The sequence below is a fragment of the Vibrio sp. S11_S32 genome (genome assembly GCF_014694465.1).
In the GTDB taxonomy this organism is placed as follows: domain Bacteria; phylum Pseudomonadota; class Gammaproteobacteria; order Enterobacterales; family Vibrionaceae; genus Vibrio; species Vibrio algicola.
Window position 1 is genome coordinate 45,396 of the sequence record NZ_JAAUWS010000011.1, and the last position, 23,305, is coordinate 68,700.

Here is a 23,305-nt window from a genome sequence, read left to right on the forward strand (position 1 = left end):
AAGTGAGAGCTTCGGCATTATTTTTTAATTACTCCAAAAGGAGGGAGTAGGGTTATTTTATCTTTACATAAGGGTATATATTTTTTATCGATGAATTAAAAAATGACCCTTTTGACTTAGAGTTAACAAATAATTCAAACTCTTTATAGGGAACATTTAAGTATCGATATACAGAAGAGTCGAAAAATTTTATATCAAGCACTTGGCTGAGTTTTGAGTAACCATAGCTGATCATAGCAGAACTATAGGTTATATTTTTATCGGCTATTGGTGGTGGATATAGTTGGCTGATAATATTCCTGATATTAGTTGCTGCAATATTAGACTGGCCTAGCTTATGCAAATAAGAAACGATAAGAGAATGCCCAGTGAAATCAGATAGACTGAAATCATTATCATAATTTGAAGGAAGAGCACCAATAGTATAACGGATCGCTGCCATTATAAGATCATTATCATTAGTGATAAAACCCATTAAGTGTGGGTATTGATCACCTGTATATCCGCCCACGCTGCTGGTTGGTAAAGCGAAACCAAAATAGCCTAACATTCTATAGTCATGCAATGTTGAACCGTCAGGGTATTGATAACTTGAATATAAATTATCGAGCAAGGCATTGGTGTAAAAGTTACCTTGACTATGTCCAATTAACACGACCCTTTTGCATTCATCAAGTAACTTAGTCACAGATGAATAGGCATGCTGAAAAGTTTGATCTTGGTAATAAGTATCATGAATTTCTTCCAATATTGCAGACATAACATCAGTCGTTTCTTGGGCTGATTGTTGAGAGGTTGGTGCAGTATCAAACCCTGAGAATGTATTAGATATATTTTCTTGAACTGCTTTATTAACATTGAGTTCGGTGAATTTTTGCAAGGCTACTTGTTTGAATTGTATAAGGAATGATTCACTTTGATTCCAAGAACCATTCGAATTAATATCGAAAGTGAAATTCCAATTATACAAGTTGTTATGTGAAAAAAATTCTAGTTCAGAGATGTTTTTATTATAACTTTCTTTGTTAGTAAACATACCGTTTATATAGTGAATATTGGTGTTGTCTACATTTTCTGAACAATTGGCATAAGTTAGTTTTGAAATAATAACAATCAAGAGTAATATATGTTTCATCATTTTTCCTCAAATTCCGCACATGATCTATTATCAATATGATTTTTATTCATATCAATAATATTTGCCAACTTGGATTGGGCCATACGGTAAGAGAAAGATCTATGTATTGAGCTAAAATATAGATTATTAGGGGGTATATAACCATTGTTTTTATAAATCTTATCTTGAGAGCAAGAATATAATGAACTAGAAGTTATAATGGCTCTTTCTGCTGTTTTTTTATCAATTAGCTCTTGATCTATAAAGTAAAACTCGGTTGTTATTCTCCAGCTTATCCCTAAAGCCTTAGCTAATTCCTTATCTTTTTCATTGCTATAAGTTTGTTCAATTTTGGCTTCATATTCATCATCAAGGCCATTATTGTTGCTATCGATACCTAAAATGGCGGCTTTACTTTCAGGATCTAAAGTTGGGTCTGGTTCTGTGGGAGGGGTTGGTTTATCGGCTCCAATCAGTATCAACCAAGGGGCATTGTTATGTGGTGTCGTACCATGATTCCAATATTTGGATAAATAGAACTTACCTTGATAGGCAACTACATCACCACCGTGGTATGAAGTAGATGCATCCCATTCTGGTTTGTTGTTAGGGAATGTAATCCAGCCATCCCAATTGTTTTTATTATTGGCTGGTGGGGATTTTTTATTCCAATGAGTCGAAACATAAATTACACCGTCTTTCTTGACCATATCACCAGCATGGTAAGTGGTATTCTTATCCCATTCATCATACGCATACGCGAATGGTGATAATAAAATAAAGTAAATAAAAATTATTTTTTTCATGTTATTCCCTTCTTAATAAAAGAAGAAAAATACAGAATGTTATTGGTGATGTTGAGTGGTTTTTGTGTTTAGTAGAAAGATTGTTTGTTATTTTAGATAAGCTGAATATTTTTAATGAATGAGTTTCATTTTTTCTTATTTGTGAGAGAAAAAATGAAACTCAGTCTATTTTAAAACTTTATACGCCTTATTCACTTCCTCGGCAATGATCTCAATACCTCGTTGTATGTCGTCATCACTTTGCACGTAGTTCATGCGTAGGCATTGATGGGCGTGATCCCACTTTTCTTCTTTCGCTTCTTGACCAAAGAAAAAGTATTCACCCGGTACAATCAATACACCACGGGCTTTTAGGCGTTGGTAGAGTTCGATGCTGGTGATGGGCAGTTGATCAAACCATAGCCATAAAAAAATCGCCCCTTCGGGTTTATGGATTTTAAAGCGAGGATCGGGGATGGCGGTTTGCAGTAACTCTACCGCATGTAAGGCTTTGCGCTGGTAAAAGGGTTTGATCACATTTTCGCTTAATGGTAATAAATCCCCTTGTTCAATCATGTGATTGGCTATCGCTGGGCCGATGCTGCACGGCGCGAGGTTAACAATACCATTGATGTTGGTCATGGCTTGGGTCATGGCTTCACTGGCGATCACGATGCCGCAGCGCACGCCGGGTAAGCCTAATTTCGATAAGCTCATGCACAAAATAGTGTTGTCATTCCAAAACGGGGTAACATCTTCAAAGATAATGTCTGGGAATGGGGTGCCGTAAGCATTATCGATAATTAATGGAATATTGTTGGCGCGGGCCAGTTTATCAAGCTTACACACTTCTTCATCGGTTAAGACGTTTCCGGTCGGATTGGTAGGGCGTGAGGCGCAAATTGCAGCGACAGAATCATCGACATGTACTTGCTCAAAATCAACATGATATTTGAACATGCGGTTCTCAAGGATTTCGATTTCAGGATGATAAGAAATAAAAATATCTTCATCGATACCGGCATCGCTATAACCGATATATTCTGGGGCGAGAGGGAGTAAGATTTTTTTATGACTGCCATCGTCATGTTTACCGGCAAATAGATTAAAAATAGAGAAGAATGCGCTTTGGCTGCCGTTGGTAAGGCTGATATTTTTGCTGCTGATATCCCAACCGTAAGTGTCTTTTAATAGCTTGGCTAGGCTTTGGGTAAAGGTGTTTTTACCTTGTGGGCCATCATAGTTGGTCATGGCGTTAATTAATTCGCCACTGGCAAGCATATCGGCGCTGGCTTGCTTGAAGTATTCTACCATTTCTGGAATGGCGGCTGGGTTTCCACCTCCGAGCATGATCGCGCCAGGGGTACGCAAACCATCATTGAGATCGTCCATTAACTGGGTAATACCAGAGAATCGATTAAACTTATTACCAAACTTTGAATACTGCATAACCCAACCTAATCCATTAGTGTTCTACTGCCCAACATACACGAAATATCGAGCATGGAGAAGGTGGGATTTTTCTGGTATTAGCAATATATTTTATTTTTCAAACACAAAAAAACCTAAGCTAACCTCATCAAATGAGTGTCGCTTAGGCTTTTATTTCAAAGGTATATTTCTGATAATAAACCTTATTTATTCTGCCACTCTATTTCTGCAACAAAGAAATATCCGCGATCTGCAAGAACAAGTTACGTAGGTTGTTCAGCAGTGTTAAGCGGTTTTTCTTCAATGCTTCATCATCGCTCATTACCATCACATTATCGAAGAAAGCATCAACTGGTTTGCGTAGCGCGGCCAACTTGCTCAGGGCTTGTTGGTAGTCACCAGTGGCGAATGCAGGCTCGAGTGCTTCGGTCATCACTTCGACTTCTTCGGCTAAGGCTTTTTCTGCGTCTTCTTGCAGCAGCGTTAACTCGATCTCAGCGCTTAATTCACCATCGAATTTAGCGAGGATATTACCAACACGTTTATTGGCAGCCGCCAGTGCTTCGGCTTCGTCTAGTCCTCGGAAGTGAGAAACGGCTTTTACGCGTTGATCGAAGTCTAACGGCTTGGTTGGGCGACGAGCTAATACCGCTTGAATAATATCAATGCTAAATCCAGCGTCTTGATACCAAGCGCGGAAACGACCAAGCATGAATTCAAGAACGTCGTCTTCAACTTTTTGGTTGCTTAGGTCTACTTTGAACAGTGATTTAGTTTGTGCGATTAAATCGACTAAATCTAGATGGTAACCTTTCTCAACGATGATGCGCAAAATACCTAATGCAGCGCGACGTAGAGCAAATGGATCTGAGCCTTTTGGCGCTTGGCCAATGCCGAAAATACCAACTAAAGTATCCAGTTTATCGGCCATAGCTACTGCGGCTGCCACATCGGAGCTTGGTAGGTCATCACCGGCAAAGCGAGGCATGTACTGCTCGTTTAGCGCCACTGCGACTTCTTCATCTTCACCATCATGGCGAGCATAGTGCATGCCCATAACGCCTTGGGTATCGGTGAATTCAAATACCATCGAGGTCATCAAGTCGCACTTGGCAAGTAAGCCTGCGCGTTTTGATTTTGCTACATCCGCGCCAATCGCTTCAGCAATTAAGCCGGCAAGATCGGTAATGCGATCGGTTTTATCTTTAATCGTACCAAGTTGCTTTTGGAAGATCGCAGTTTCAAGCTCTGGAAGATGAGATTCTAAAGTACGCTTACGGTCGGTGTTGAAGAAGAATTCAGCATCGGCTAAACGTGGGCGAACCACTTTCTCATTACCTTCAATTACTTGACGTGGATCTTTCGATTCAATGTTCGACACAAAGATAAAGTTAGGTAGCAACTTCTTATTATCGTCGTACACAGGGAAGTATTTTTGATCGCCTTTCATGGTATAAACCAAAGCTTCAGAAGGCACTTTCAAAAACTCTTCTTCAAACTTAGCGGTTAATACTACAGGCCATTCAACCAAAGATGTTACTTCTTCAACTAAGTCATCTTCAAGATCGGCGGTACCGCCAACCGCAATGGCGGCTTGTTGCGAGTCACGCAGAATAATAGCCTTACGCGCTTCGTAATCGGCCATAACCTTGCCTTTTTCTTCTAGCAAGCTTGGGTATTGATCGGCGTTGTCGATAGTAAATTCACGTTCGCCCATAAAGCGGTGGCCGCGAATAGTACGAGCAGAAGCTACGCCTAAGATTTCACCTTCGATCAGTTCATCACCTAACAAGATAGTCAGGGTTTTCACTGGACGAATAAATTGAGTGTCTTTGTCAGCCCAACGCATTGGCTTGGCGATAGGAAGGTTAGATAATGCTTTTGCTGCCATATCTACCACCAGTGCTTGTACCGGTTGGCCTTTCACTTGCTGTTTGTGCAGTAGCCATTCACCTTTATCAGTTTTTAGACGCTCGGCTTGCTCAACTGTAATGCCATTACCACGCGCCCAACCTTGAGCAGCTTTGGTTGGATTACCGTCGGCGTCAAAAGCAGAAGCAATCGCAGGACCACGTTTTTCAACGATTTTGTCTTGTTGACCTTCTTCTAAATCCGTCACTTTTAACGCTAAACGACGAGGAGAGGCATACCACTTAACACCAGCATGCGCGATAGCCGCTGATTTAAGTTCTGCTTCAAAGTTAGCGGCAAAGCTTTCTGCTAAGGTGCGAAGCTGGGTTGGTGGTAATTCTTCAGTACCGAGCTCAATTAAAAAATTCTTCGCCATGATTACTTCTCCTCGCTTTTTGAGTCATTGTTTTTACACATTGGGAATCCCAACGCTTCACGAGAGGCGTAATAAGCTTCGGCGACTGCTTTAGTTAAATTACGAATACGTAAGATGTAACGTTGACGTTCGGTAACAGAAATTGCTTTGCGTGCATCGAGTAGGTTAAAGGCATGACCCGCTTTTAAAATGCGCTCGTAAGCGGGTAAAGATAACGGTGTTTCAAGTGCCAGCAATTCCTGACATTCTTTTTCACACTGATCGAAGAAGCCCAATAGGAAATCAACATCCGCGTGCTCGAAGTTGTAAGTCGATTGCTCAACTTCGTTTTGATGGAAAATATCACCATAAGTCACTTTACCTAGCGGGCCATCAGTCCAGACTAAGTCGTAAACAGAGTCGACACCTTGGATGTACATGGCTAAACGTTCGATACCGTAAGTGATCTCGCCAGTAACCGGTTTACACTCAAGGCCACCGACTTGTTGGAAGTAAGTAAATTGTGTCACTTCCATGCCGTTTAGCCATACTTCCCAACCAAGACCCCAAGCACCAAGAGTTGGGTTTTCCCAGTTATCTTCTACGAAACGAATATCGTGCACTAAAGTATCAATGCCTAACGTTTCTAGTGAACCTAAGTACAACTCTTGAATATTGTCAGGTGATGGTTTGATGATCACTTGAAACTGATAATAGTGTTGCAGGCGGTTTGGGTTTTCACCGTAACGACCATCAGTAGGGCGACGTGATGGTTGTACATAAGCAACCGCAATTGGCTCAGGCCCGATCGCGCGTAGGCAGGTCATTGGGTGAGAAGTACCCGCACCTACTTCCATATCTAAAGGTTGAACAATGGTACAGCCAACTTGGGCCCAATAATCCTGCAGCGCGAGGATCATTCCTTGAAAGGTTTTGACGTCGTATTTTTGCATAACTTTATTTGCCTACTCTGTTCGCGCAATGTGTATCGCAATTTGTGTACAGGGGGTATTTGTATTTCAAGCCGATGTGGCATTAAATACAAACAACCCCTAATAAATAGTCAATCAGTATAGCGAGTTCACTTATTGGCCTCAATCTGTGATTGCAGGAAAAGGCGCTAACTTATAAGCTTTGACCGCAAGATACGCCTGAAAAACACAATAAATAACAATAAAGGCGCTCAATTACCCAACGAATGTGAGATAAGCAATGTTAGATGTAATGTTATTAGCGTTAGCGCTGAGTATGGATGCTTTTGCGGTGTCGATTGGTTTAGGCTCAAAATTGGCTAGTCAATCACCCCAATCAGAACAAACAAAACCGTTAGATTTAGCGCTTAAAGCTGGCATTTATTTTGGATTATTCCAAGTATTAATGCCGTTTATTGGCTTTTTAGGCGGCCATGGTGTGTTAGGTTGGATTGAAGGTTATGCGTCTTGGATTGCGTTTATATTATTGTTCTTTATTGGCGCTAAAATGATTTATGAAGCGTTTTCAGAAGGAATTGAAGACGATATTTGCCAAGTGACCCATCGCATAATGTTAACGCTCGCGATTGCCACCAGTGTTGATGCGATGGCGGCAGGGTTTAGTTTGCCGTTGTTGGATGTTAATCCGTTTGTTGCTTGCGCCATTATTGGTATCGTGACTTTTATCTTTAGTTTTATAGGTGTGTTTATCGGGCGAAAAAGTGGCACTTGGTTGGAGAGTAAAGCGGAACTGGCTGGCGGAATTGTGTTGATATTGATCGCGTTTAAGCTTTTGTTGGTTTGATGGCTAAATTTATGATTAAAAACGAGTTTAATAATAAAGAACTAAAATAAGACTCGATTAATGGTTTTGTCATTATCATAGCTTACAATGTATAGATTGAGTGAATGTATTGGTGAGGTGACTTATGTTGACACGTTATGCAGGAATGACCCCCAAAAGCCAAAGCTATTTATTTACTTTTGGCTTAGCGTTAACTTTTATTGGCATGATGCTAACTAGTATGTGGTTGCCAATGGTAGCGGGTGCGATCATCTTATCTATGTTAACGGTCGAAGCTTGGATTCGAGTGTTGTACATTATTCCTCTTAATCAAAAGCTTACCGAATTAAATAAGCGTGTGGATAAGCTACAACAGCAACTTTCTCAGAAAAAAGAGAGCGATTAATGAGTTAAGGCTGCTCACTGGTGATGACGGCGTTATGCATCCAGCAGCCTTATTGACTCTCTTAATTGGGTTTTTGCACTGTCGTATTTACAAGCCTTTCTTGATCAAAAATTGATACGGCAATTGCTCGGTTTGAGCGGCGATCAGTTGATGATCCATAAAGCGGCAAAAACTTGGAATATCCCGCGTGGTTGATGGATCGTCGGCGGTGATCAGTAAAGTTTCACCATCTTGTAGGGCGCGGATGTTTTTTCGCACCATCATCACCGGCTCTGGGCAGCGTAGCCCTTGGGCATCTAATATTTTAGTCGCGTTATCAGCAGTAAATGGCATTGTGTTATACCCACTCAATCTCTTCATCGGCGTGTTTAGCGCATTCGGTTTTAACGAGTGCGAATAATTCCACTCCAGTTTTTGAGCAAATCCATTCATTTTCAACGTATTTAAAATGATAGCCACCGGATTTAGAGGCTAACCAAATTTCGTGCATCGGCTCTTGGCGATTAATAATGATTTGGCTGCGATTTTCAAATTCAAGCGTCATCACATTGCCCGACACTTCATAATCAATATCGGCGCCAGACTCATCAATCGCTTCTTCGATCGCCGTCATTTGAATATCGACCAGTTGATGAAATTCAGTATCATTCATATTTTGTTTATCCTTTATTGAGGCTGGGTGCTGATATCGCCCGTTTAGTATTGCTTTTCTTGTATGTGATGCGATTATAGAGGGCATTAAATCATTAATCACGATATCGATATGAAAAAACACACTTTAGCATGGTTTGCCTTGCTGGTAACAACCTTAGCCGGATGTGGTCAAACTGGGCCGCTTTATTTACCTCAAGATCAGCCAGAGCCAAGCAATACTGGCGCGGTTTCAATTAAAGGTAAAGATGGTTCAGTTGTTGTTGAGCCAGCACAAAGCGCGGCGTCATCGACGATAGATCCAGCGGCAAGTAGCGCGGAATCGACCTTAGATACCCAGCCGCAACCATCGAAAACAGAAGCACAATCTCAACCCGAATAATCGGCACAGTAAAGGAAGACAAAATTGGATTATTTTAATTATCAGGATGATGGTCGGCTTTGGGCTGAAAATGTATCTCTTACTGAGTTAGCAAATCAACATGGCACGCCGTTGTATGTGTATTCGCGCGCGACATTAGAGCGTCACTGGAAAGCGTTTGATTGTTCGGTGGCAGAGCACCCGCATTTAGTCTGTTATGCAGTTAAGGCGAATTCCAATATTGGGGTGTTAAATGTTCTGGCTCGTTTAGGGTCGGGTTTTGATATTGTGTCGGGCGGTGAGCTTGAACGTGTGATTGCCGCCGGTGGTGATGCGAAAAAAATCGTATTCTCTGGTGTGGGTAAAACCGCAGTTGAAATGAAGCGTGCGTTAGAGTTAGGCATTAAATGTTTTAACGTTGAGTCAGAGCCTGAACTTGAGCGTTTAAATAAAGTGGCAGGTGAACTCGGGGTGATTGCGCCAATCTCACTGCGGATTAACCCCGATGTTGATGCCCATACGCACCCGTATATTTCGACAGGTTTGCGTGATAATAAGTTTGGTATTGCATTTGATCGCGCGCCACAAGTGTATGCATTTGCCAACAGTTTGCCGAATCTTAATGTGCAAGGTATTGATTGCCATATCGGTTCGCAATTAACCGAATTAGAACCGTTTATTGATGCCATCGATCGCTTGTTAGCCTTGATTGATGAGCTAACCGCGCAAGGTATTCATATTCGTCATTTGGATGTCGGTGGCGGTTTAGGGGTGGTGTATCGTGATGAATTGCCACCTCAACCTTCTGATTACGCCAAAGCATTATTATCTCGCTTAGAAAATCACAGCCATCTTGAGCTTATTTTTGAACCGGGTCGCGCCATTGCTGCTAATGCTGGGGTGTTGCTGACCAAGGTTGAATTGCTAAAACCGACTGAGCACAAAAATTTTGCGGTGATTGATGCGGCGATGAATGATTTGATCCGTCCTTCTTTATATCAAGCTTGGATGAATATTGTGCCAGTCGCGCCGCGTAAAGGTGAGGCATTAACTTACGACTTAGTTGGCCCGATTTGTGAAACCGGTGATTGCCTTGGTAAAGATCGCGAATTAGTGCTGGAAGAAGGCGACTTATTAGCGGTGCGCTCGGCAGGTGCTTATGGTTTTGTGATGGCTTCTAACTACAATACTCGTGGTCGTGCGGCAGAAGTGATTGTCGACGGCTCGCAAGCCCATGTGGTTCGCCAGCGTGAAAAAGTGGAATCGCTGTGGGAGCTAGAAAGCTTACTCCCTTAAATTTTATCGCCAATTGGTGATGTTTTATTTTTAAATTTTTATACGCTTAATGAGGCAGTATGCATTTCCATTTTTCTAAAATGCACGGTTTGGGTAACGACTTTATGGTGGTCGATTGTGTTACCCAAAACATCTTCTTTTCCCCTGATCTGATCCGTCGTTTAGCCGACCGTCATACTGGTGTTGGCTTTGATCAATTGTTGGTGGTAGAAGCGCCTTATGATCCAGAAACCGATTTCCATTATCGTATTTTCAATGCCGATGGCAGCGAAGTAGAACAATGTGGCAATGGTGCCCGTTGTTTTGCTCGTTTCGTGCGTATGAAAGGCTTAACCAATAAATACAGTATTAATGTCAGCACCAAAAAAGGTCGTATGATCTTAAAAGTGGAAAGCCACGATATGGTGACGGTTAATATGGGTAAGCCGGTATTTGAACCAAGCAAGATCCCGTTTAAAGCCAAACAAGCGGAAAAGACCTACATTCTACGCGCTGGCGAACACACTTTATTTTGTGGTGCAGTCAGTATGGGGAATCCGCATGTAGTGACCATTGTCGATGATGTGGATAGCTTTGATGTGGAATCGGTAGGTCGATTACTTGAATCCCACGAACGCTTCCCTGAACGTGTTAACGCCGGCTTTATGCAAATTCTCGATCGTAATAATGTGAAACTACGGGTTTATGAACGTGGTGCGGGCGAAACCCAAGCTTGTGGTAGTGGTGCGTGTGGCGCGGTAGCGATTGGGATTGACCAAGGCTTATTAGATGCCGAAGTGACGGTACAATTACCCGGTGGTGAGTTGCGTATTTTCTGGATAGGTGAAGGTCATCCATTGCACATGACAGGCCCTGTGGCACATGTGTATGATGGTCAAATTACCTGCTAACCACTAGTGAATAGCGATTAACATTGAGGATGCTGCAAAGACGCTGGCCTATCTATGGGCACTTTAAAAAGACCATAGATGATCTTGGGCACTTTTCTCTATCCTCATGATTAATTCGCTTTATTATCCGCTTATAATTTTTACAACAAAAAGAGTGTCTTGTGTCCGTAACTGAACAGAAAATTGCCGCTGATAACTTAACCGCTGAAATCGTGGCGGATTACTTAAAAGATCACCCCGACTTTTTTGCTGATCGCGGACGCTTGTTAGATCGCTTATCAATTTCGCATCAGCAACAAGGCGCAGTGTCATTAGTCGAAATCCAAATGCGTCGGCAACGACAAAAAATTGAAGAGTTGGAAGAAGATATTACCCAGTTAATGTCACTGGCAGCTAAAAATGATCGCACTTTTCATCAGTTAATGGACTTACAGCAGCAGTTATTGCGTTGTGACTCTTTATCGCAATTAGTCACCGCATTGGATGGGTATGCCAACAATATCGGCTTAAAATCGCATATATTTTTACTCGATCAGCAATACAATAAATGGGCGCTAGAAGCCGAAACCCATCAACGCTTTATTACCAATCACCTCAATGGTAAGCAAGCGTATTTAGGCCGCTTAAATCGCAATGATCGTCACGCTTTATTTGGCGGAGATCGCTTCGCGAGTGATGAACTGTCTGAATTAGGCTCTTATGTGATCTTGCCTTTAGTGCGTAAAGAGAGCTTAGGCTTATTAGCGTTTTCAAGCCAAGAAGGTGGCCACTTCCAACCTGAAATGGATACGCTATTTCTCAATCATCTTTGTGCGCTGGTAGCCTTTTTAGTGGTCTCAATCACTCAAGAGGATGACGCAGAGATAAACTCAGTTGAAAAACTGAGTTGCGTCAACGAGTCTTAATATGAATTTTGAGCATGACGTCGTCCCTGAGAACTTTGCTCAACCCTTGCAGCGATTTTATGATTATCTGATCAATGAAAAAGGCTTGAGTGAGCGCACCAAAGCCAATTACCAGCAACAACTCACCACCATTGCATTGCAACTGTCTGAATCGGGCTTAACTTGTTGGCAAGACATTGACGCCGCTTGGGTCAGGCAAGTTGCCAGTAAAGCCAAGCGAGAGGGATTAAAAGCCAGCAGTATTGCTACGCGTCTTTCTTCATTGCGCAGTTTTCTCGATTACTTGATTGTGATTGGTCTGCTACAAGCTAACCCAGCCAAAGGGGTGTCTGCGCCGAAGAAGCAACGTCCACTGCCCAAAAATCTTGATGTCGATGAAATGGGGATCTTGCTAGAAGTGCAAGGTGATGACCCATTAGCGATTCGTGATCGCGCCATGATGGAGTTAATGTACGGCGGCGGTTTGCGTTTAGCCGAATTGGTGGCGATTGATGCCAAGCAAGTGCATTTAAGTCACGGCAAAATGGATCAAGGCGAAATTCGTGTTATTGGTAAAGGCAATAAAGAACGTAAAGTGCCGGTGTCGGGTTATGCCAAAGAATGGCTAGAGCGTTGGTTGCAGATCCGTGCTTCATTGGCTGCAGAAGATGAGCCTGCTTTATTTGTGTCGCAACGTGGTAATCGGATTTCTCATCGCAATGTGCAAAAGCGCATGGCGGAATGGGGCATTAAACAAGGGGTGTCTAGCCATATTAGCCCGCACAAACTGCGCCATTCCTTTGCTACCCATTTACTTGAATCCAGTGGTAACCTCCGCGCGGTGCAAGAGCTACTTGGACACGAAAATATATCTACCACGCAAATTTACACCAGCTTAGACTTTCAACACTTAGCGCAGGTGTATGATAAAGCCCATCCAAGAGCCAAGAAAATCAAATCATCTGACGACTGATCAGGTCACCCTGTCTGTATAAGGAAATCCTATGTCTATGCGTTTCTACCGCAATATTCCTACCATCAAGGCGATGACCTTTGATCTCGATGACACCCTATATGATAACTATCCGGTGATCATGTCGGTCGAAAAAAGGGCGACCGAGTGGTTGCATCAACATCATCCGATCAGCAAACAAATGGATCACAAGCAATGGCGCGCGTTTAAACTCAACCTTGCCAAGCAAACCCCTTTCTTACAAAGCGATGTGAGCACATGGCGATTTCAGCAGATCCGGCAGGGATTAATCCATTTGGGTTACGATAATCCAAAAGCTTCTCACGCTGCACAAGAGTTAATGGATTTAGTCTTGGTTTGGCGTCATCAAATTGATGTTCCAGAGTTAACCCACCAAGTGATGAGCAAATTAAAGCAACAACTACCGCTGATCGCGATCACTAATGGTAATGTGAATCCCGCCAATATTGGCTTGGGTGAGTATTTTGATTTGGTGTTAAACGCCGGCCCTGATGGTTGGGCAAAACCACATGGTGAAATGTTTACCACTGCACTGGCGCATTTAAACTTACCGCCAGAGAATGTGCTGCATGTGGGAGATAACTTAGTCTCTGATGTCTCCGGTGCTAAGTACGCGGGTATGAGCGCTTGCTGGATTAATGATTTTTCTAAGGTGTTAACACAACAAAATGATGCCAAATTATTGCCGGATGTGGAGATCACCTCGGTAGAGGATTTGTTGTTTTTTGTGAGGTGATGCTTCTCTCAGAATGTGAAGGGTCGTTGCTATTTAGCTTTTTATTTCTCGTGCTTATTTTCATACTAATATGCGGTTAATTCAGCGGCTAGCCTTCGGCGACCAACCTTTTTTCAACAGCCAAAAAAGGTGGTAAAAAGGCTGCTGCGAGAAATTTTGTGATCTTGTTTGAGCTTGGCATTTTCGCTATCGGCTTCAAGAGGGCGTCCATGCCCTCAAGAAGCCTAGCCGTCATCCATGACTGCTTACGCAAAAATACTGGCGTTCAAACAAGCAAAATTTAGGCAGATGATCGCTGAAATCACCGCGATAACCAAATCTGCTCCCTCCCTTTATCAAATACATTGTGGTTAAACACCTGAATTATCAGTCAAGGGAGGGTTGTTGTATGCTGGTGGTTAAGACTTATAAACCCGATGATTTCTATCTTCTTCATATACCTTTAAAAACAATTCAAAATAATCTTGTAGCTGGGCAATTTCTGCTTCAGAACTCATATTCAACTCAGATAACAATCCAATTCCTACTTCACAGGTGCATAGGTTTCCGGCGGCTTGGTTGCGGCGTAGGGCGTAATGCGAGGCTTGCTTTGGTTGCAGAGTGATTTTAGGCAATTCCTTTAACCAAGGGCTTTTGTTGAGCATCTTGTTTGCTTCTTGCCAAGTACCATCCAAAATTATCAATAAAGGTGAAGCATTAGGATGCGGCGATTGGGTGCGCAGGGTTGAAGCCTCGATCGCTTCTTCGCTAGGAAAGACAACATAAGTCGGTTGCTGTTTGATTTGCTCAAGTAATGCGGCTGGTGGATTAACTCGATCCCAAGTATGGCATTGGCAATGGGGTAAGCATTGTAGCAACTTGCCGGTGTTGGTGGTGCGGGTGAGTTCATTAGGGTGGGTTAATAACGCCAGATTGAGAGGTGACGATAATATCGGTTGTTGATCGCATACGCATTGATAGCGTAAACCGCAGTGAGGGCAAGCCGATGGTGGGGTCGAGAGTGTGTTGGCTGAGGGAGACATAGATGTGCTCGTTAAAAAATGCGCAGAGGGCATGATACCACTGTGCGCATTTTATGTTGTGATTCGCCTTAATGTTGCAGTAAGAAATAAACCTTACATCTTCACGCCTTTGATGGCAGGGGTTTGATCGGCAAACAATACCACCGAGCTCAGTGATGCTCCGTTATCGGTATTGAAATCCGAGGCCATGCTGGCGTTATTTGGGTAACTCACCCCTGTGTACTCTAGAGCTTTTTGTGCCGCTTTTGCACCGCCACCACTGACTGGAACCACTAAATCGCGCCAACCGTTATGTTGATAATTGGCTACTGTGATTGGATTGCGCACGCAGGTAATGCGACTATTGAAGCGCCATTCATTATTTTGGTTTTCAAAAATCAGCATGGTACAACCGCCGCTGCCACACCAATTCATCATGGCGAGCAGTTCGTCGTTTCCATCACCATTTAAATCATACTTGAGCCAGATATAACGATTACCGCTTGGATCGGTACGGTTAATGGCAAAGTAGTTGCGCATGGCTTTATCAACCTTGGCATCAAACTGGGTGCTGGCATTAATCGCGGCGGGCGTTAATGTGGGAAGCACGCCTTGGGTCTTGCTGTTCTCGCCCTCGACCATAGTGACGGCGGATTGCATTCGATCAAGGCTTAGTCCATTGATGCCAATTGGGTAGATTTGATTATTAATTTGCTCGCTATCGGCGTGGAGTTGAAAGCCTCTAATGGTGAATAATCGTTGTGATACCACCGCTTCACCTTGATGCTGAGTCATCACTACATGCAGTTGTTGTCCGTTCGCTTGTTGCCAATAACCGGTTTCAATTAAGCTTGGATCGCCATTTTTGTAAATATAACGAGTAGTGGCGGTGTGATCGGGCTGTAATTCTAATTGAGTGGTTAAGCCGCTAGCATCGGGTTGGCTTTGATAAGTGGCGACATATTGTTGAGCGTTATCTTGGTTGGCAAGGGTGGCACAACCATGCAAGGTTTTATCCTTGGTATTAAATGCAGCATTCCAAGCATATAAGGCACCGCTCATGGTGTCTTGGCAAGTTTGTTTATTGAGTGTCAGATCATTTTTTTCAAATTGATAGCGGCGTTGCGTCGGGCTGATGTTGCTATCATTGACGTTGCTTGTGGTTTTTTTATTGCTGATACTTGTTTTGGTTACTTGGCCTTTGGCGATCGAGAGGCTCCAGTTGGGCTCGTTGCCAAATGCTCGTAGCGCTGTATTGGTGGTTTGGCATTTATTACCAGTCTCAGAGGCGATTTGATTAAGATCGGAAACTAGAAAACGTGCCACATAAGCAGAAGAGTTGCCTTTGGTTGGGGTCGGTTGCAACTCACCAAATAACTCAGCATAAAAAGGCCCATTGCCGTCAGTGCGCATTTGGTTTAATTGGGCGAGTATTGGAGCGGGTAACTCTAACCAATATTGAATGCTACTGTTGCAAGGTTGAATTTGGTAACCGTTATCTTTAAAACTGATTTCACCAGATAGCATATAAGGAAGAACATCGACGGTTTTTACCACAGATAGTTCAGTTGTTTGAGGTTTTAACTCTTGTGGTTCAGTTGGAGCTTGGCTAGAACAAGCGGCTAACAGTGAGACGACCACGAAAGTGAGCGGAATGGTAAAAGCCTTCATGTTACTTTCCTTTAATGTAGATGCCGTTATATTGGGTATATAGACTGAAAACAATGAGTAAGGTTCATTATGGCATATTGGTTATTTAAAACAGAACCCGACACCTTTTCGATTGATAGCTTGCAGCAGAAAAATGTCTCGTGTTGGGAGGGGGTACGCAATTATCAAGCAAGAAATATGTTGCGTGATCAAGTGAGCGTGGGCGATGAAGTCCTAATTTACCACTCGTCTTGTAAGCAGATTGGCGTGGCGGGGGTAGCGAAGGTGACGCGAGCTGCTTACCCTGACCATTTTCAATTTGATGCCAACAGTGATTATTTTGATGTTAAGTCTGATCCCAGTAATCCACGCTGGGTAATGGTGGATATTGAATTTGTGAGTAAGTTGTCGCGCATCATCCGTTTAGCCGAGATGAAAGCCATGCCTGAATTGGCGGAAATACCGTTGGTTAAACGCGGTAATCGTTTATCGATCATGCCTGTTTCTGCGTTGGAGTGGCAGGCGATTTTAAATCAGGAATAAAAAAATCGCTGCATCCTGTTATATTTCAGGAGCAGCGATGTTAAGTTTGAATCTGCTATTGACCGATTTACAACAAATTATCTTCTAAGTAATGCGCCACCGCTTCATCGACGCTGCTGCCAATCACTTCATTGTCTGGTAATGCAATCTTTACTTTCTGGTGCGCAGTACCCATCACGAGGCCTTTATGGGCAGCCAGTAGCATTTCCGCATCATTCATGCCATCGCCAAACGCAATGCAGTTCTCTAACTCTTTACCTAAGGCTTGCGCCACCGCTTGCAGGGCGTGACCTTTAGACACATTCAACGCCATCATTTCTAAACACCAAGGGGTCGAGAAAGCAATGCTCAAACGATCGCCATATTGTGCTTTAAGATCGGCTTCATACTTGGCCAGATGGTCATGATCGGGATGGGTGAAGAACAGCTTCGCAATGTCCTCCGTTGGCGCATTATCTTGATCGAATAAGGCGTAATTAAAACCAGATTCTTCATGATATTTACTGAGCTTTAAATCTTCTTTATTGGTCAGCCAGTCGTTACTGCGATAAATATGAATGCTATTGGTTGGATCTTGTTTGATGATATCGACGATGGGTTGGATCAAATCGCCATCAATATTTTTGCTATAGAACAATTGATTGTCGGGTGTATGCACTCGCGCACCATTTGAGGTGATCATATAAGCCGGAATGCCAGCACTGGCTCGAAAAGTTGCCACGTCAACATGATGACGACCGGTCGCAAAGATAAAAGTAAAACCTTGTTGATGCAGTTTTTTTAACGTCTGTTTGGTGAAATCACCTAAGGTGTGATCAGGAAGTAACAGGGTGCCATCTAAATCAGAAGCAACTATATGATAAGGGTGAGTAACGTGCGAAGAATGGGACATATGACCTCTTAATAGGCTTTTATATGATTAAAAAGGAATGCGTTGGTTGTAAGCAGTGTACGCCAATTAAACGAGGAAAAAGAGGGTAAAGCTGACTTTCCTCTTTTCCGGTAACTGTTATTTAAAAAATGTTAGCCTTTTAAAAAGGTTAACGTTTCATTTAGCGCTTGGTTACGCAGGCTATCAATTTCAAAAAACACTTCGTGCTTTGAACCTTTCATTTCAACTAATGTGGCGAGATTTTCATGGTGTTTATTGATTTTATTGACAAATTTATTTTGTGCAGTGTTGTCGACCACAATGTCTTCACTGGCTTGCAGTAATAATAGCGGCACATTGATTTTATCTGCTTGTTGGTGGCATAAACGAGTGGTGTTGAGTGATTGATTGACCCAATGACGACTGGGACCACCAAGTTGAATATCTGGTTGTTGTTCATAAAGATCGCGAAACCACTGATAACGGATCGGACTATGAGTCAGATCGTTAGCCGAAAATGGGCTGACATGGTAACCCTTTTTCCCTGGTAAATAGCCTATCGGGTTGCGTGATGCCATCCACTTTGACAATGGAACAGCCAGAGAGCGCAAGTACCAAGGCATGTGGATGCCAACCATTGGAGCGCTTAATACCACCCGCTTGAAACCATGATTAGGATGGGTTTGTAGGTAACGGGTACTGATCGCACCGCCCATTGAGTGGGCGATGAGAAACTTCTCTTGATAGTTTTCATCGAGATCAAAGTGGCGCAAAATATGATGTAAATCTTTGATGTAATGATCAAATTTTTCAACATGACCTAAGTGACGGTCTGGCGAACTGCGATCGGATAATCCTTGGCCGCGATGATCATAAGAATAAATATCATAACCTTGCTGAGAAAGGTCATAGAAGAGTTCTTGGTACTTACACACACTTTCAATCCGGCCATTCACCACCACGATTGCTTTGGTGTTTTCAGGGTGAGTGAGTGATACCCAATACAGTTTTTTTCCTTCCTGCCCTTCAATATAACCTTCTTTTTTGGTGTTCCAAAAAGGCGTGAGCGTGCTGATAGAAAATGCTAATAAATTTTCTTCCTGGCTAAATGAAGGCGCTTGTCCACTTGGGAGTTCCATGATAATTCCGAATTAAACTCATATCGATGATTAAGCCTAAACTATGCCATTAATTAGGTGTGAGTCGTAGCTTTTTTTAAGGCTTGGCTAGGGGCAGTTGATCTTTCGTGATTAAATTTTGTTCGAGATAAAAGCCTTTTAATCGAGGCAAGTCGATTGAAGCCTAGTTATTCTAAGTAAATGAGACTTAACGAAGAGTAAAAGGCTTTTAGCCGAACCCTTCGGGCTGCGTTTGTTGGTCTTTTCTACTTCGTCATCGGCTTTTCGTGTAGCCAGCTACACCACAAAGCCTCTTCCTTGTATAAAAACCCAACAATTCGCAGCAAAAACAACCACGAAAGATCAACAGCCCCTAGCATGATGTTGATTTTAATTCCATGAATGTTCAATCACGATTAATGGTTTTGGCAAAGTGCTGAAATTTGTCGCCGCAGTAGGTTAAAACCCCTTTATCGCCAGGGCTTAATGCGTGGAAGTAGTGGATGCCGACTTTGAATTCACGCTTAGGCCCCATTGGCTGCTTTTGCACATAAATCCAATATTCTTGATTTTCTTCACCCGGCTGAGTGTTTGGGATTTCAACGATTTGAGTATTGAGCACCACGACATTGACTTTTTGTTCTTTGGCATCGAATCCAAGTATGTGCTTTTTATTAAACGAGGAGTAGCTGATAAAAGCCAACACAATAATGAGCAATAAACACAATAATAGAGTAAGAGGCATCGAACAGTATCCTGATAAAAATTAATGCGTTAGTGTATCTATTTGTGAAGGGGAATGGTGACTCTCTATTCTGAATTCGTGATCTATGTTGTTATTAACCACAGTATTAGGGGGAAATAGTTACTTTGTTGGGTTCCCTTGCAGTAAGCTAAACCTATCAGTTAAGGAATAAGGATGGTACCGTGTCCGATATCGAAAAAATAACCTCTCGCAGGCAGCGTTTAGAGCAACTACTTAGAGATCAGTACTATGCCGAGGGCCAAGGTTTAGATGATTTAATTAACAGTTGCGAGCAGCGCTTGCCTCAAGCTGTTGTTAAAAAAATGCGGCTGATTGCGGAGATTGCTCAAAAACTCTCAGATGATGTCGATTACAAAGTACCAGATTGGGCGGAACTTGATCGGATGTGTCGCGAGTGTGAAAAAGAACTCACCCCAAGAAGTGGTCGTTTTGTTTGGGGGGTGGCGATTGTCTTGATGTTGGCGATGACATTGGGCGCAGTATTGTTTTACCACTTAAATTGGGATTCTATCTCTTCTCATCTGCCTTAAGCTATGTGCTGAAAAGCGGATTTACTGATCGCCAGATAAACAAAAGGACGCTATTAGGCGTCCTTTTTGTTTTGTCTGCTTGATTAAGAAATCATTGGTAATGTCATTAAACCAACCATTACTGCAATCATTACTAATCCCTGTCTTTGTGAAGTTGTCATTTTATTTTTTCCTTTTTATTGGTTACCTTTAGAGCAACTATAGCAAGATTAAGTGGTTTGATCTAGATCTATTTGTTTTTCGCTCAAAAATACAAGTTTAATGTCATAGTTTTGTGTTGTTACTTCTATGCTGTGGCATATGATTACAGCGTGGAATGATATGTTTCATTTATGATGTGATATTTTATTTATTTAAGTTGTTGTTTTTAATGTGTTTAAGTCTTTTTTTTCTATTGGTTTATTTTTTCATTCATTCAAGTGTCTTAATCTGGAGGCTAGTAGTTCTCGGGGTGGTTTTTATAGTGTTTTTCTGGTTTTACTTTTTTTACTGTGGTTTTTATCTTCATATTTTGTCTATTTTTCAGCTTCACGATCGATTCTTAGTAATTAATTGACGGTTATAATTTTGATTTTTGTATAATTAAACCTAATAAAAACAATTGTTTTTTAATTAAGTTATTGAATAATGTGTGTATTTTATTGGTTTTGATTGTTGGTTTTTTTATAAGTTATGATTTTAGCGGTTTGTTTACCTTGCCGGCTAGAACGTGGCTAGGATGCTAGGTTTGCCTTTATATTGGCTGAAGTGGGGTAGAAATGGCTTTTCATCTTTACCTTATGTAAGTGTCTCATTACACTTAGTACACGATTCTAAAGTCAGGGGCTGGCATGATCTATTGGTTAACAATGAGTGTATTGACCGTCTTAATGTGTATTACCATTAAGAATGAGTCAAATAACGCCTTGAGAATACTGAAACCTGCCTCTTTGATTGTGTTAATATCATCGGTATTATTAACTCATCCACCTTATTCATTAGCTTATTTGGCACTATTATGTGGTTTAAGTGTCTCTCTATTTGCGCTGTTAAAAGAAGCTTTTGGTAAACTGTCTAAAAAAGGGGAGTTTATCTGCTTCGCGCTGATTTCTAGTTGTTATAGCGTGATTTTTTGGATCCAAGTTGAAGCGGTGAGTTGGGGGATGCCAGTGATACTGATGGCGTTCTCGATAGTACTGTTCTTTTTATTGTTGCCTTTATTTGAAGGGTTTGTGGTGCCTGCTGCTGCAATCGGTATTATTGTGTGGCAATTATCATGGGCGGCGGGTGAAGTGTGGAAAGCGCATCATTTATTAGTGGATCTAACCGGATTTATTGGTAGCTTGATTTTAGCTTTATCCGCTTTAATCTGGGTGGTGCATCACTTTAAGGCTTCGTTTCGATATTCTAACTATGTTTTTTTAGTCTCATATTTCGTCGCTCAAACCTTAATCACCAGTTCGATTATTTTTTAATGTGCGTATTTTTACCCTCATCCACTCCATGTGCTTGGATTGGATATAACCCCTATTAAATCTATTGATTGGATTTGATGTTTTAGGAAATATTATGGAAATCTTCTCGGCAGCGGTGATGCTGTTTTTAATTATGGATCCACTGGGTAACTTGCCGGTGGTGCTGTCGATCTTAAAACATTTAGATCCTAAGCGTCGTCGTAAGGTTCTGATCCGTGAATTGCTGCTGGCATTGGGTGTGTTGTTGCTGTTCTTGTTTGCGGGTAAATCCATTTTGGGCTTTTTGCATGTACAACAAGAAACCTTAAGTATTTCTGGCGGTTTGATATTATTTATTATCGCGATCCGAATGATTTTCCCTCAGCCTGGTGGTGTAGTCGGACTTGCTGCTGGTGAAGAGCCCTTCTTTGTACCGCTAGCGGTGCCTATGATTGCGGGGCCGTCAGTAATTGCTTCTTTGTTGCTGTTGTCGAGTCAACACCCGGATAAGATGGTGGATTGGTCTTTGGCGGTATTGCTTGCTTGGTTAGCAACGTCGGCAGTTTTAATGTTTTATGGCTTCTTCAATCGCATATTAGGCGAAAGAGGCTTAAACGCAATTGAGCGCTTGATGGGCTTGTTGTTGGTGATGGTCTCGACGCAAATGTTCTTAGATGGTTTGAAGCAGTTTTTAGCTTAATATCAATCGTAATCACTATCTGATCATCTAATTCGTTTGATTGCTATCAGCCAATGGCAGAGCGATATTTTAACATATTGAGATGATAAAAACCCGCATCTATTCTTCTTGCTTGTTATAGCGAACAGGAAAGGGGATGCGGTTTTTTTATGCCTATTTAAAATATTTATTTTTAATGTCGATTAAGGCAAACGTACCGAAGATAAAGATCGATATTTTTTCCCAGCGAGTCAGTTGTACATCTGGGCCTAATGCATTGCCAGAAAATAACAGGCTTTGTAAACCGTGCATAAAAATGGTGAAGATGGCCATCACATTTAAAGCAATGTGGGTGATACCAGGGAAAGGTTGGATAAAGTTAGTAATAAATACTCCCCAAACCACCAACATAAATAGCTTAGCAAAAATAGTGAATATCGCTTCCATGGCTTACTCTGCTTGACGTTGATAAAGGCGGTAGCACACTTGCCCCGCGGTTTTTTCTCGGTGTAATTGCCAATCTTGCGGTAAGGCTGGCAAGGTTAGCTCTTTTTCGGTTTCGATATAAATCAGCGCTTCAGGGGCTAGCCAATGATTAGTGGCTAATAATGCGATGGTCTTTTCTAATAAATCTTGTCGAAAAGGCGGATCAATAAACACCACATCATAAGGTGTACCTGATTGTTGCAAAAATAACAGTGAGTCTTGTTGTAATACTTCAATATTGTTGGCGTTTAAGTTACTCACATTTTGACTTAATTGCTGCTTGGCTGATTTATTCAACTCTAGCATCGTGACATGTTCGGCTTGACGTGATGCCGCTTCAAAACCTAATCCGCCCGAACCGGCAAAGAGATCCAAACAACGGGATTGGGAAATATCAGACGCTAACCAGTTAAACAGCGTTTCTTTGACTCGATCGGTGGTTGGACGTAAACCTTCAGCATCGTACACTGGTAGCTTTCGGCCTCGCCATAAGCCACTGATTATCCGTACGAAACCACCTGTTGATTTTTTATTCGCCGGTTTTTGGGTGTTGCGTCTGACCATTATTGAACTCACTACAGATAAACCCGTCTTATTTGAAGAAGTAACTTCAATAACTTTGGGGTTGAATTTTTTGCTTAAAGATTAAGTGCTAG

The 23,305-nt window shown here is 42.1% G+C and carries 25 protein-coding genes and 1 pseudogene; 12 read left to right on the forward strand and 14 right to left on the reverse strand.

The window, feature by feature from the left end; all coding sequences use genetic code 11:
* Positions 1 to 52: 52 nt before the first annotated feature.
* From HC723_RS08210 to glyQ, 5 genes are all read right to left on the reverse strand, one after another.
* A complete protein-coding gene (locus HC723_RS08210) occupies positions 53 to 1,135 on the reverse strand; it encodes a KTSC domain-containing protein (RefSeq protein ID WP_190338730.1) in 1,083 nt (360 codons plus the stop codon).
* Positions 1,135 to 1,923 (reverse strand): carbohydrate-binding protein, encoded by a 789-nt coding sequence (locus tag HC723_RS08215; protein ID WP_190338731.1) that lies wholly within the window; start codon positions 1,921 to 1,923, stop codon positions 1,135 to 1,137. Before HC723_RS08215 ends, HC723_RS08210 begins: the two co-directional genes overlap by 1 nt.
* 165 nt (positions 1,924 to 2,088) lie before the next feature.
* Entirely contained in the window at positions 2,089 to 3,351 is a 1,263-nt protein-coding gene (locus HC723_RS08220; protein ID WP_190338732.1) for a valine--pyruvate transaminase, read from the reverse strand.
* 202 nt (positions 3,352 to 3,553) lie between these two features.
* Positions 3,554 to 5,620 (reverse strand): glycine--tRNA ligase subunit beta, encoded by a 2,067-nt coding sequence (gene glyS / locus HC723_RS08225; protein WP_190338733.1) that lies wholly within the window; start codon positions 5,618 to 5,620, stop codon positions 3,554 to 3,556.
* A gap of 2 nt (positions 5,621 to 5,622) precedes the next feature.
* Entirely contained in the window at positions 5,623 to 6,552 is a 930-nt protein-coding gene (glyQ, locus tag HC723_RS08230; protein WP_153445516.1) for a glycine--tRNA ligase subunit alpha, read from the reverse strand.
* Positions 6,553 to 6,811: 259 nt separating this feature from the next.
* On the opposite strand from glyQ, the gene HC723_RS08235 reads away from it, so the two are divergent.
* Both HC723_RS08235 and HC723_RS08240 read left to right on the forward strand, forming a co-directional pair.
* Positions 6,812 to 7,375 carry a manganese efflux pump MntP gene (locus HC723_RS08235; RefSeq protein ID WP_190338734.1) on the forward strand — a complete coding sequence of 188 codons (564 nt, stop codon included), beginning with the start codon at positions 6,812 to 6,814 and terminating at the stop codon, positions 7,373 to 7,375.
* 124 nt (positions 7,376 to 7,499) lie between these two features.
* A complete protein-coding gene (locus tag HC723_RS08240) occupies positions 7,500 to 7,760 on the forward strand; it encodes a hypothetical protein (protein ID WP_190338735.1) in 261 nt (86 codons plus the stop codon).
* A gap of 87 nt (positions 7,761 to 7,847) precedes the next feature.
* Here HC723_RS08240 and tusA read toward each other — a convergent pair whose 3' ends face one another.
* Positions 7,848 to 8,093 (reverse strand): sulfurtransferase TusA, encoded by a 246-nt coding sequence (gene tusA, locus HC723_RS08245; protein ID WP_153445522.1) that lies wholly within the window; start codon positions 8,091 to 8,093, stop codon positions 7,848 to 7,850.
* 4 nt (positions 8,094 to 8,097) lie between these two features.
* A complete protein-coding gene (gene cyaY / locus HC723_RS08250) occupies positions 8,098 to 8,412 on the reverse strand; it encodes an iron donor protein CyaY (protein ID WP_153445523.1) in 315 nt (104 codons plus the stop codon).
* Between the two features lie 111 nt (positions 8,413 to 8,523).
* Between cyaY and lptM the strand changes: the two are divergent.
* The 6 genes and pseudogenes from lptM to yigB form a co-directional block, all read left to right on the forward strand.
* Positions 8,524 to 8,622: pseudogene (gene lptM / locus HC723_RS17425) on the forward strand (LPS translocon maturation chaperone LptM); the annotation flags it as partial.
* Positions 8,623 to 8,817: 195 nt separating this feature from the next.
* Positions 8,818 to 10,068 carry a diaminopimelate decarboxylase gene (lysA, locus tag HC723_RS08260; RefSeq protein ID WP_153445527.1) on the forward strand — a complete coding sequence of 417 codons (1,251 nt, stop codon included), beginning with the start codon at positions 8,818 to 8,820 and terminating at the stop codon, positions 10,066 to 10,068.
* A gap of 59 nt (positions 10,069 to 10,127) precedes the next feature.
* Positions 10,128 to 10,958, forward strand: coding sequence for a diaminopimelate epimerase (dapF, locus tag HC723_RS08265; RefSeq protein WP_153445529.1), 831 nt, complete (start codon positions 10,128 to 10,130; stop codon positions 10,956 to 10,958).
* Between the two features lie 161 nt (positions 10,959 to 11,119).
* Positions 11,120 to 11,863 (forward strand): DUF484 family protein, encoded by a 744-nt coding sequence (locus HC723_RS08270; protein ID WP_225874273.1) that lies wholly within the window; start codon positions 11,120 to 11,122, stop codon positions 11,861 to 11,863.
* A 1-nt stretch (position 11,864) separates the two neighbouring features.
* Positions 11,865 to 12,815, forward strand: coding sequence for a tyrosine recombinase XerC (xerC, locus tag HC723_RS08275; protein ID WP_190338736.1), 951 nt, complete (start codon positions 11,865 to 11,867; stop codon positions 12,813 to 12,815).
* Positions 12,816 to 12,852: 37 nt separating this feature from the next.
* Positions 12,853 to 13,572, forward strand: a complete 720-nt coding sequence (gene yigB, locus HC723_RS08280; protein WP_190338754.1) for a 5-amino-6-(5-phospho-D-ribitylamino)uracil phosphatase YigB — start codon at positions 12,853 to 12,855, stop codon at positions 13,570 to 13,572.
* 398 nt (positions 13,573 to 13,970) lie between these two features.
* Here the strand turns inward: yigB and HC723_RS08285 are convergent, their stop codons facing one another.
* Together HC723_RS08285 and HC723_RS08290 are read right to left on the reverse strand one after the other, a co-directional pair.
* Complete coding sequence (locus HC723_RS08285) at positions 13,971 to 14,594, reverse strand: tRNA-uridine aminocarboxypropyltransferase (RefSeq protein WP_190338737.1); 624 nt, start codon at positions 14,592 to 14,594, stop codon at positions 13,971 to 13,973.
* 93 nt (positions 14,595 to 14,687) lie between these two features.
* Positions 14,688 to 16,244 (reverse strand): hypothetical protein, encoded by a 1,557-nt coding sequence (locus HC723_RS08290; RefSeq protein WP_190338738.1) that lies wholly within the window; start codon positions 16,242 to 16,244, stop codon positions 14,688 to 14,690.
* Positions 16,245 to 16,313: 69 nt separating this feature from the next.
* Here HC723_RS08290 and HC723_RS08295 point away from each other — a divergent pair, with 69 nt between their 5' ends.
* The gene (locus tag HC723_RS08295; RefSeq protein ID WP_190338739.1) at positions 16,314 to 16,766 is read left to right on the forward strand and encodes an EVE domain-containing protein; all 453 of its coding nucleotides are present in this window, start codon (positions 16,314 to 16,316) and stop codon (positions 16,764 to 16,766) included.
* A 67-nt stretch (positions 16,767 to 16,833) separates the two neighbouring features.
* Here HC723_RS08295 and HC723_RS08300 read toward each other — a convergent pair whose 3' ends face one another.
* From HC723_RS08300 to HC723_RS08310, 3 genes are all read right to left on the reverse strand, one after another.
* A complete protein-coding gene (locus HC723_RS08300; RefSeq protein WP_153445539.1) occupies positions 16,834 to 17,658 on the reverse strand; it encodes a Cof-type HAD-IIB family hydrolase in 825 nt (274 codons plus the stop codon).
* Positions 17,659 to 17,789: 131 nt separating this feature from the next.
* Positions 17,790 to 18,776: an alpha/beta fold hydrolase gene (locus HC723_RS08305; protein ID WP_153445541.1), complete on the reverse strand. Its 987-nt coding sequence runs from the start codon at positions 18,774 to 18,776 to the stop codon at positions 17,790 to 17,792.
* A 385-nt stretch (positions 18,777 to 19,161) separates the two neighbouring features.
* Positions 19,162 to 19,500, reverse strand: coding sequence for a DUF2500 domain-containing protein (locus tag HC723_RS08310; protein ID WP_190338740.1), 339 nt, complete (start codon positions 19,498 to 19,500; stop codon positions 19,162 to 19,164).
* Positions 19,501 to 19,682: 182 nt separating this feature from the next.
* Here HC723_RS08310 and HC723_RS08315 point away from each other — a divergent pair, with 182 nt between their 5' ends.
* The 3 genes from HC723_RS08315 to HC723_RS08325 all read left to right on the forward strand — a co-directional run bounded on the left by HC723_RS08315 (position 19,683) and on the right by HC723_RS08325 (position 22,184).
* Entirely contained in the window at positions 19,683 to 20,051 is a 369-nt protein-coding gene (locus HC723_RS08315; protein ID WP_153445545.1) for a DUF4145 domain-containing protein, read from the forward strand.
* An 830-nt stretch (positions 20,052 to 20,881) separates the two neighbouring features.
* On the forward strand, positions 20,882 to 21,505 hold the full coding sequence (locus HC723_RS08320) for a lysoplasmalogenase family protein (RefSeq protein WP_190338741.1): 624 nt from the start codon (positions 20,882 to 20,884) through the stop codon (positions 21,503 to 21,505).
* A gap of 94 nt (positions 21,506 to 21,599) precedes the next feature.
* A complete protein-coding gene (locus tag HC723_RS08325) occupies positions 21,600 to 22,184 on the forward strand; it encodes a YhgN family NAAT transporter (RefSeq protein WP_190338742.1) in 585 nt (194 codons plus the stop codon).
* Between the two features lie 153 nt (positions 22,185 to 22,337).
* Here HC723_RS08325 and HC723_RS08330 read toward each other — a convergent pair whose 3' ends face one another.
* The gene (locus tag HC723_RS08330) at positions 22,338 to 22,610 is read right to left on the reverse strand and encodes a DUF1145 domain-containing protein (RefSeq protein WP_190338743.1); all 273 of its coding nucleotides are present in this window, start codon (positions 22,608 to 22,610) and stop codon (positions 22,338 to 22,340) included.
* Between the two features lie 3 nt (positions 22,611 to 22,613).
* Complete coding sequence (gene rsmD / locus HC723_RS08335) at positions 22,614 to 23,213, reverse strand: 16S rRNA (guanine(966)-N(2))-methyltransferase RsmD (RefSeq protein ID WP_190338744.1); 600 nt, start codon at positions 23,211 to 23,213, stop codon at positions 22,614 to 22,616.
* Positions 23,214 to 23,305 lie beyond the last annotated feature (92 nt).

Bases quoted from the DNA above. Each gene is read 5' to 3' on its own strand.
- HC723_RS08210 (WP_190338730.1), bottom strand. From the start codon at position 1,135: ATGAAACATATATTACTCTTGATTGTTATTATTTCAAAACTAACTTAT.
- HC723_RS08215 (WP_190338731.1), bottom strand. From the start codon at position 1,923: ATGAAAAAAATAATTTTTATTTACTTTATTTTATTATCACCATTCGCG.
- HC723_RS08220 (WP_190338732.1), bottom strand. From the start codon at position 3,351: ATGCAGTATTCAAAGTTTGGTAATAAGTTTAATCGATTCTCTGGTATT.
- glyS (WP_190338733.1), bottom strand. From the start codon at position 5,620: ATGGCGAAGAATTTTTTAATTGAGCTCGGTACTGAAGAATTACCACCA.
- glyQ (WP_153445516.1), bottom strand. From the start codon at position 6,552: ATGCAAAAATACGACGTCAAAACCTTTCAAGGAATGATCCTCGCGCTG.
- HC723_RS08235 (WP_190338734.1), top strand. From the start codon at position 6,812: ATGTTAGATGTAATGTTATTAGCGTTAGCGCTGAGTATGGATGCTTTT.
- HC723_RS08240 (WP_190338735.1), top strand. From the start codon at position 7,500: ATGTTGACACGTTATGCAGGAATGACCCCCAAAAGCCAAAGCTATTTA.
- tusA (WP_153445522.1), bottom strand. From the start codon at position 8,093: ATGCCATTTACTGCTGATAACGCGACTAAAATATTAGATGCCCAAGGG.
- cyaY (WP_153445523.1), bottom strand. From the start codon at position 8,412: ATGAATGATACTGAATTTCATCAACTGGTCGATATTCAAATGACGGCG.
- dapF (WP_153445529.1), top strand. From the start codon at position 10,128: ATGCATTTCCATTTTTCTAAAATGCACGGTTTGGGTAACGACTTTATG.
- xerC (WP_190338736.1), top strand. From the start codon at position 11,865: ATGAATTTTGAGCATGACGTCGTCCCTGAGAACTTTGCTCAACCCTTG.
- yigB (WP_190338754.1), top strand. From the start codon at position 12,853: ATGCGTTTCTACCGCAATATTCCTACCATCAAGGCGATGACCTTTGAT.
- HC723_RS08285 (WP_190338737.1), bottom strand. From the start codon at position 14,594: ATGTCTCCCTCAGCCAACACACTCTCGACCCCACCATCGGCTTGCCCT.
- HC723_RS08290 (WP_190338738.1), bottom strand. From the start codon at position 16,244: ATGAAGGCTTTTACCATTCCGCTCACTTTCGTGGTCGTCTCACTGTTA.
- HC723_RS08295 (WP_190338739.1), top strand. From the start codon at position 16,314: ATGGCATATTGGTTATTTAAAACAGAACCCGACACCTTTTCGATTGAT.
- HC723_RS08300 (WP_153445539.1), bottom strand. From the start codon at position 17,658: ATGTCCCATTCTTCGCACGTTACTCACCCTTATCATATAGTTGCTTCT.
- HC723_RS08305 (WP_153445541.1), bottom strand. From the start codon at position 18,776: ATGGAACTCCCAAGTGGACAAGCGCCTTCATTTAGCCAGGAAGAAAAT.
- HC723_RS08310 (WP_190338740.1), bottom strand. From the start codon at position 19,500: ATGCCTCTTACTCTATTATTGTGTTTATTGCTCATTATTGTGTTGGCT.
- HC723_RS08320 (WP_190338741.1), top strand. From the start codon at position 20,882: ATGATCTATTGGTTAACAATGAGTGTATTGACCGTCTTAATGTGTATT.
- HC723_RS08325 (WP_190338742.1), top strand. From the start codon at position 21,600: ATGGAAATCTTCTCGGCAGCGGTGATGCTGTTTTTAATTATGGATCCA.
- HC723_RS08330 (WP_190338743.1), bottom strand. From the start codon at position 22,610: ATGGAAGCGATATTCACTATTTTTGCTAAGCTATTTATGTTGGTGGTT.
- rsmD (WP_190338744.1), bottom strand. From the start codon at position 23,213: ATGGTCAGACGCAACACCCAAAAACCGGCGAATAAAAAATCAACAGGT.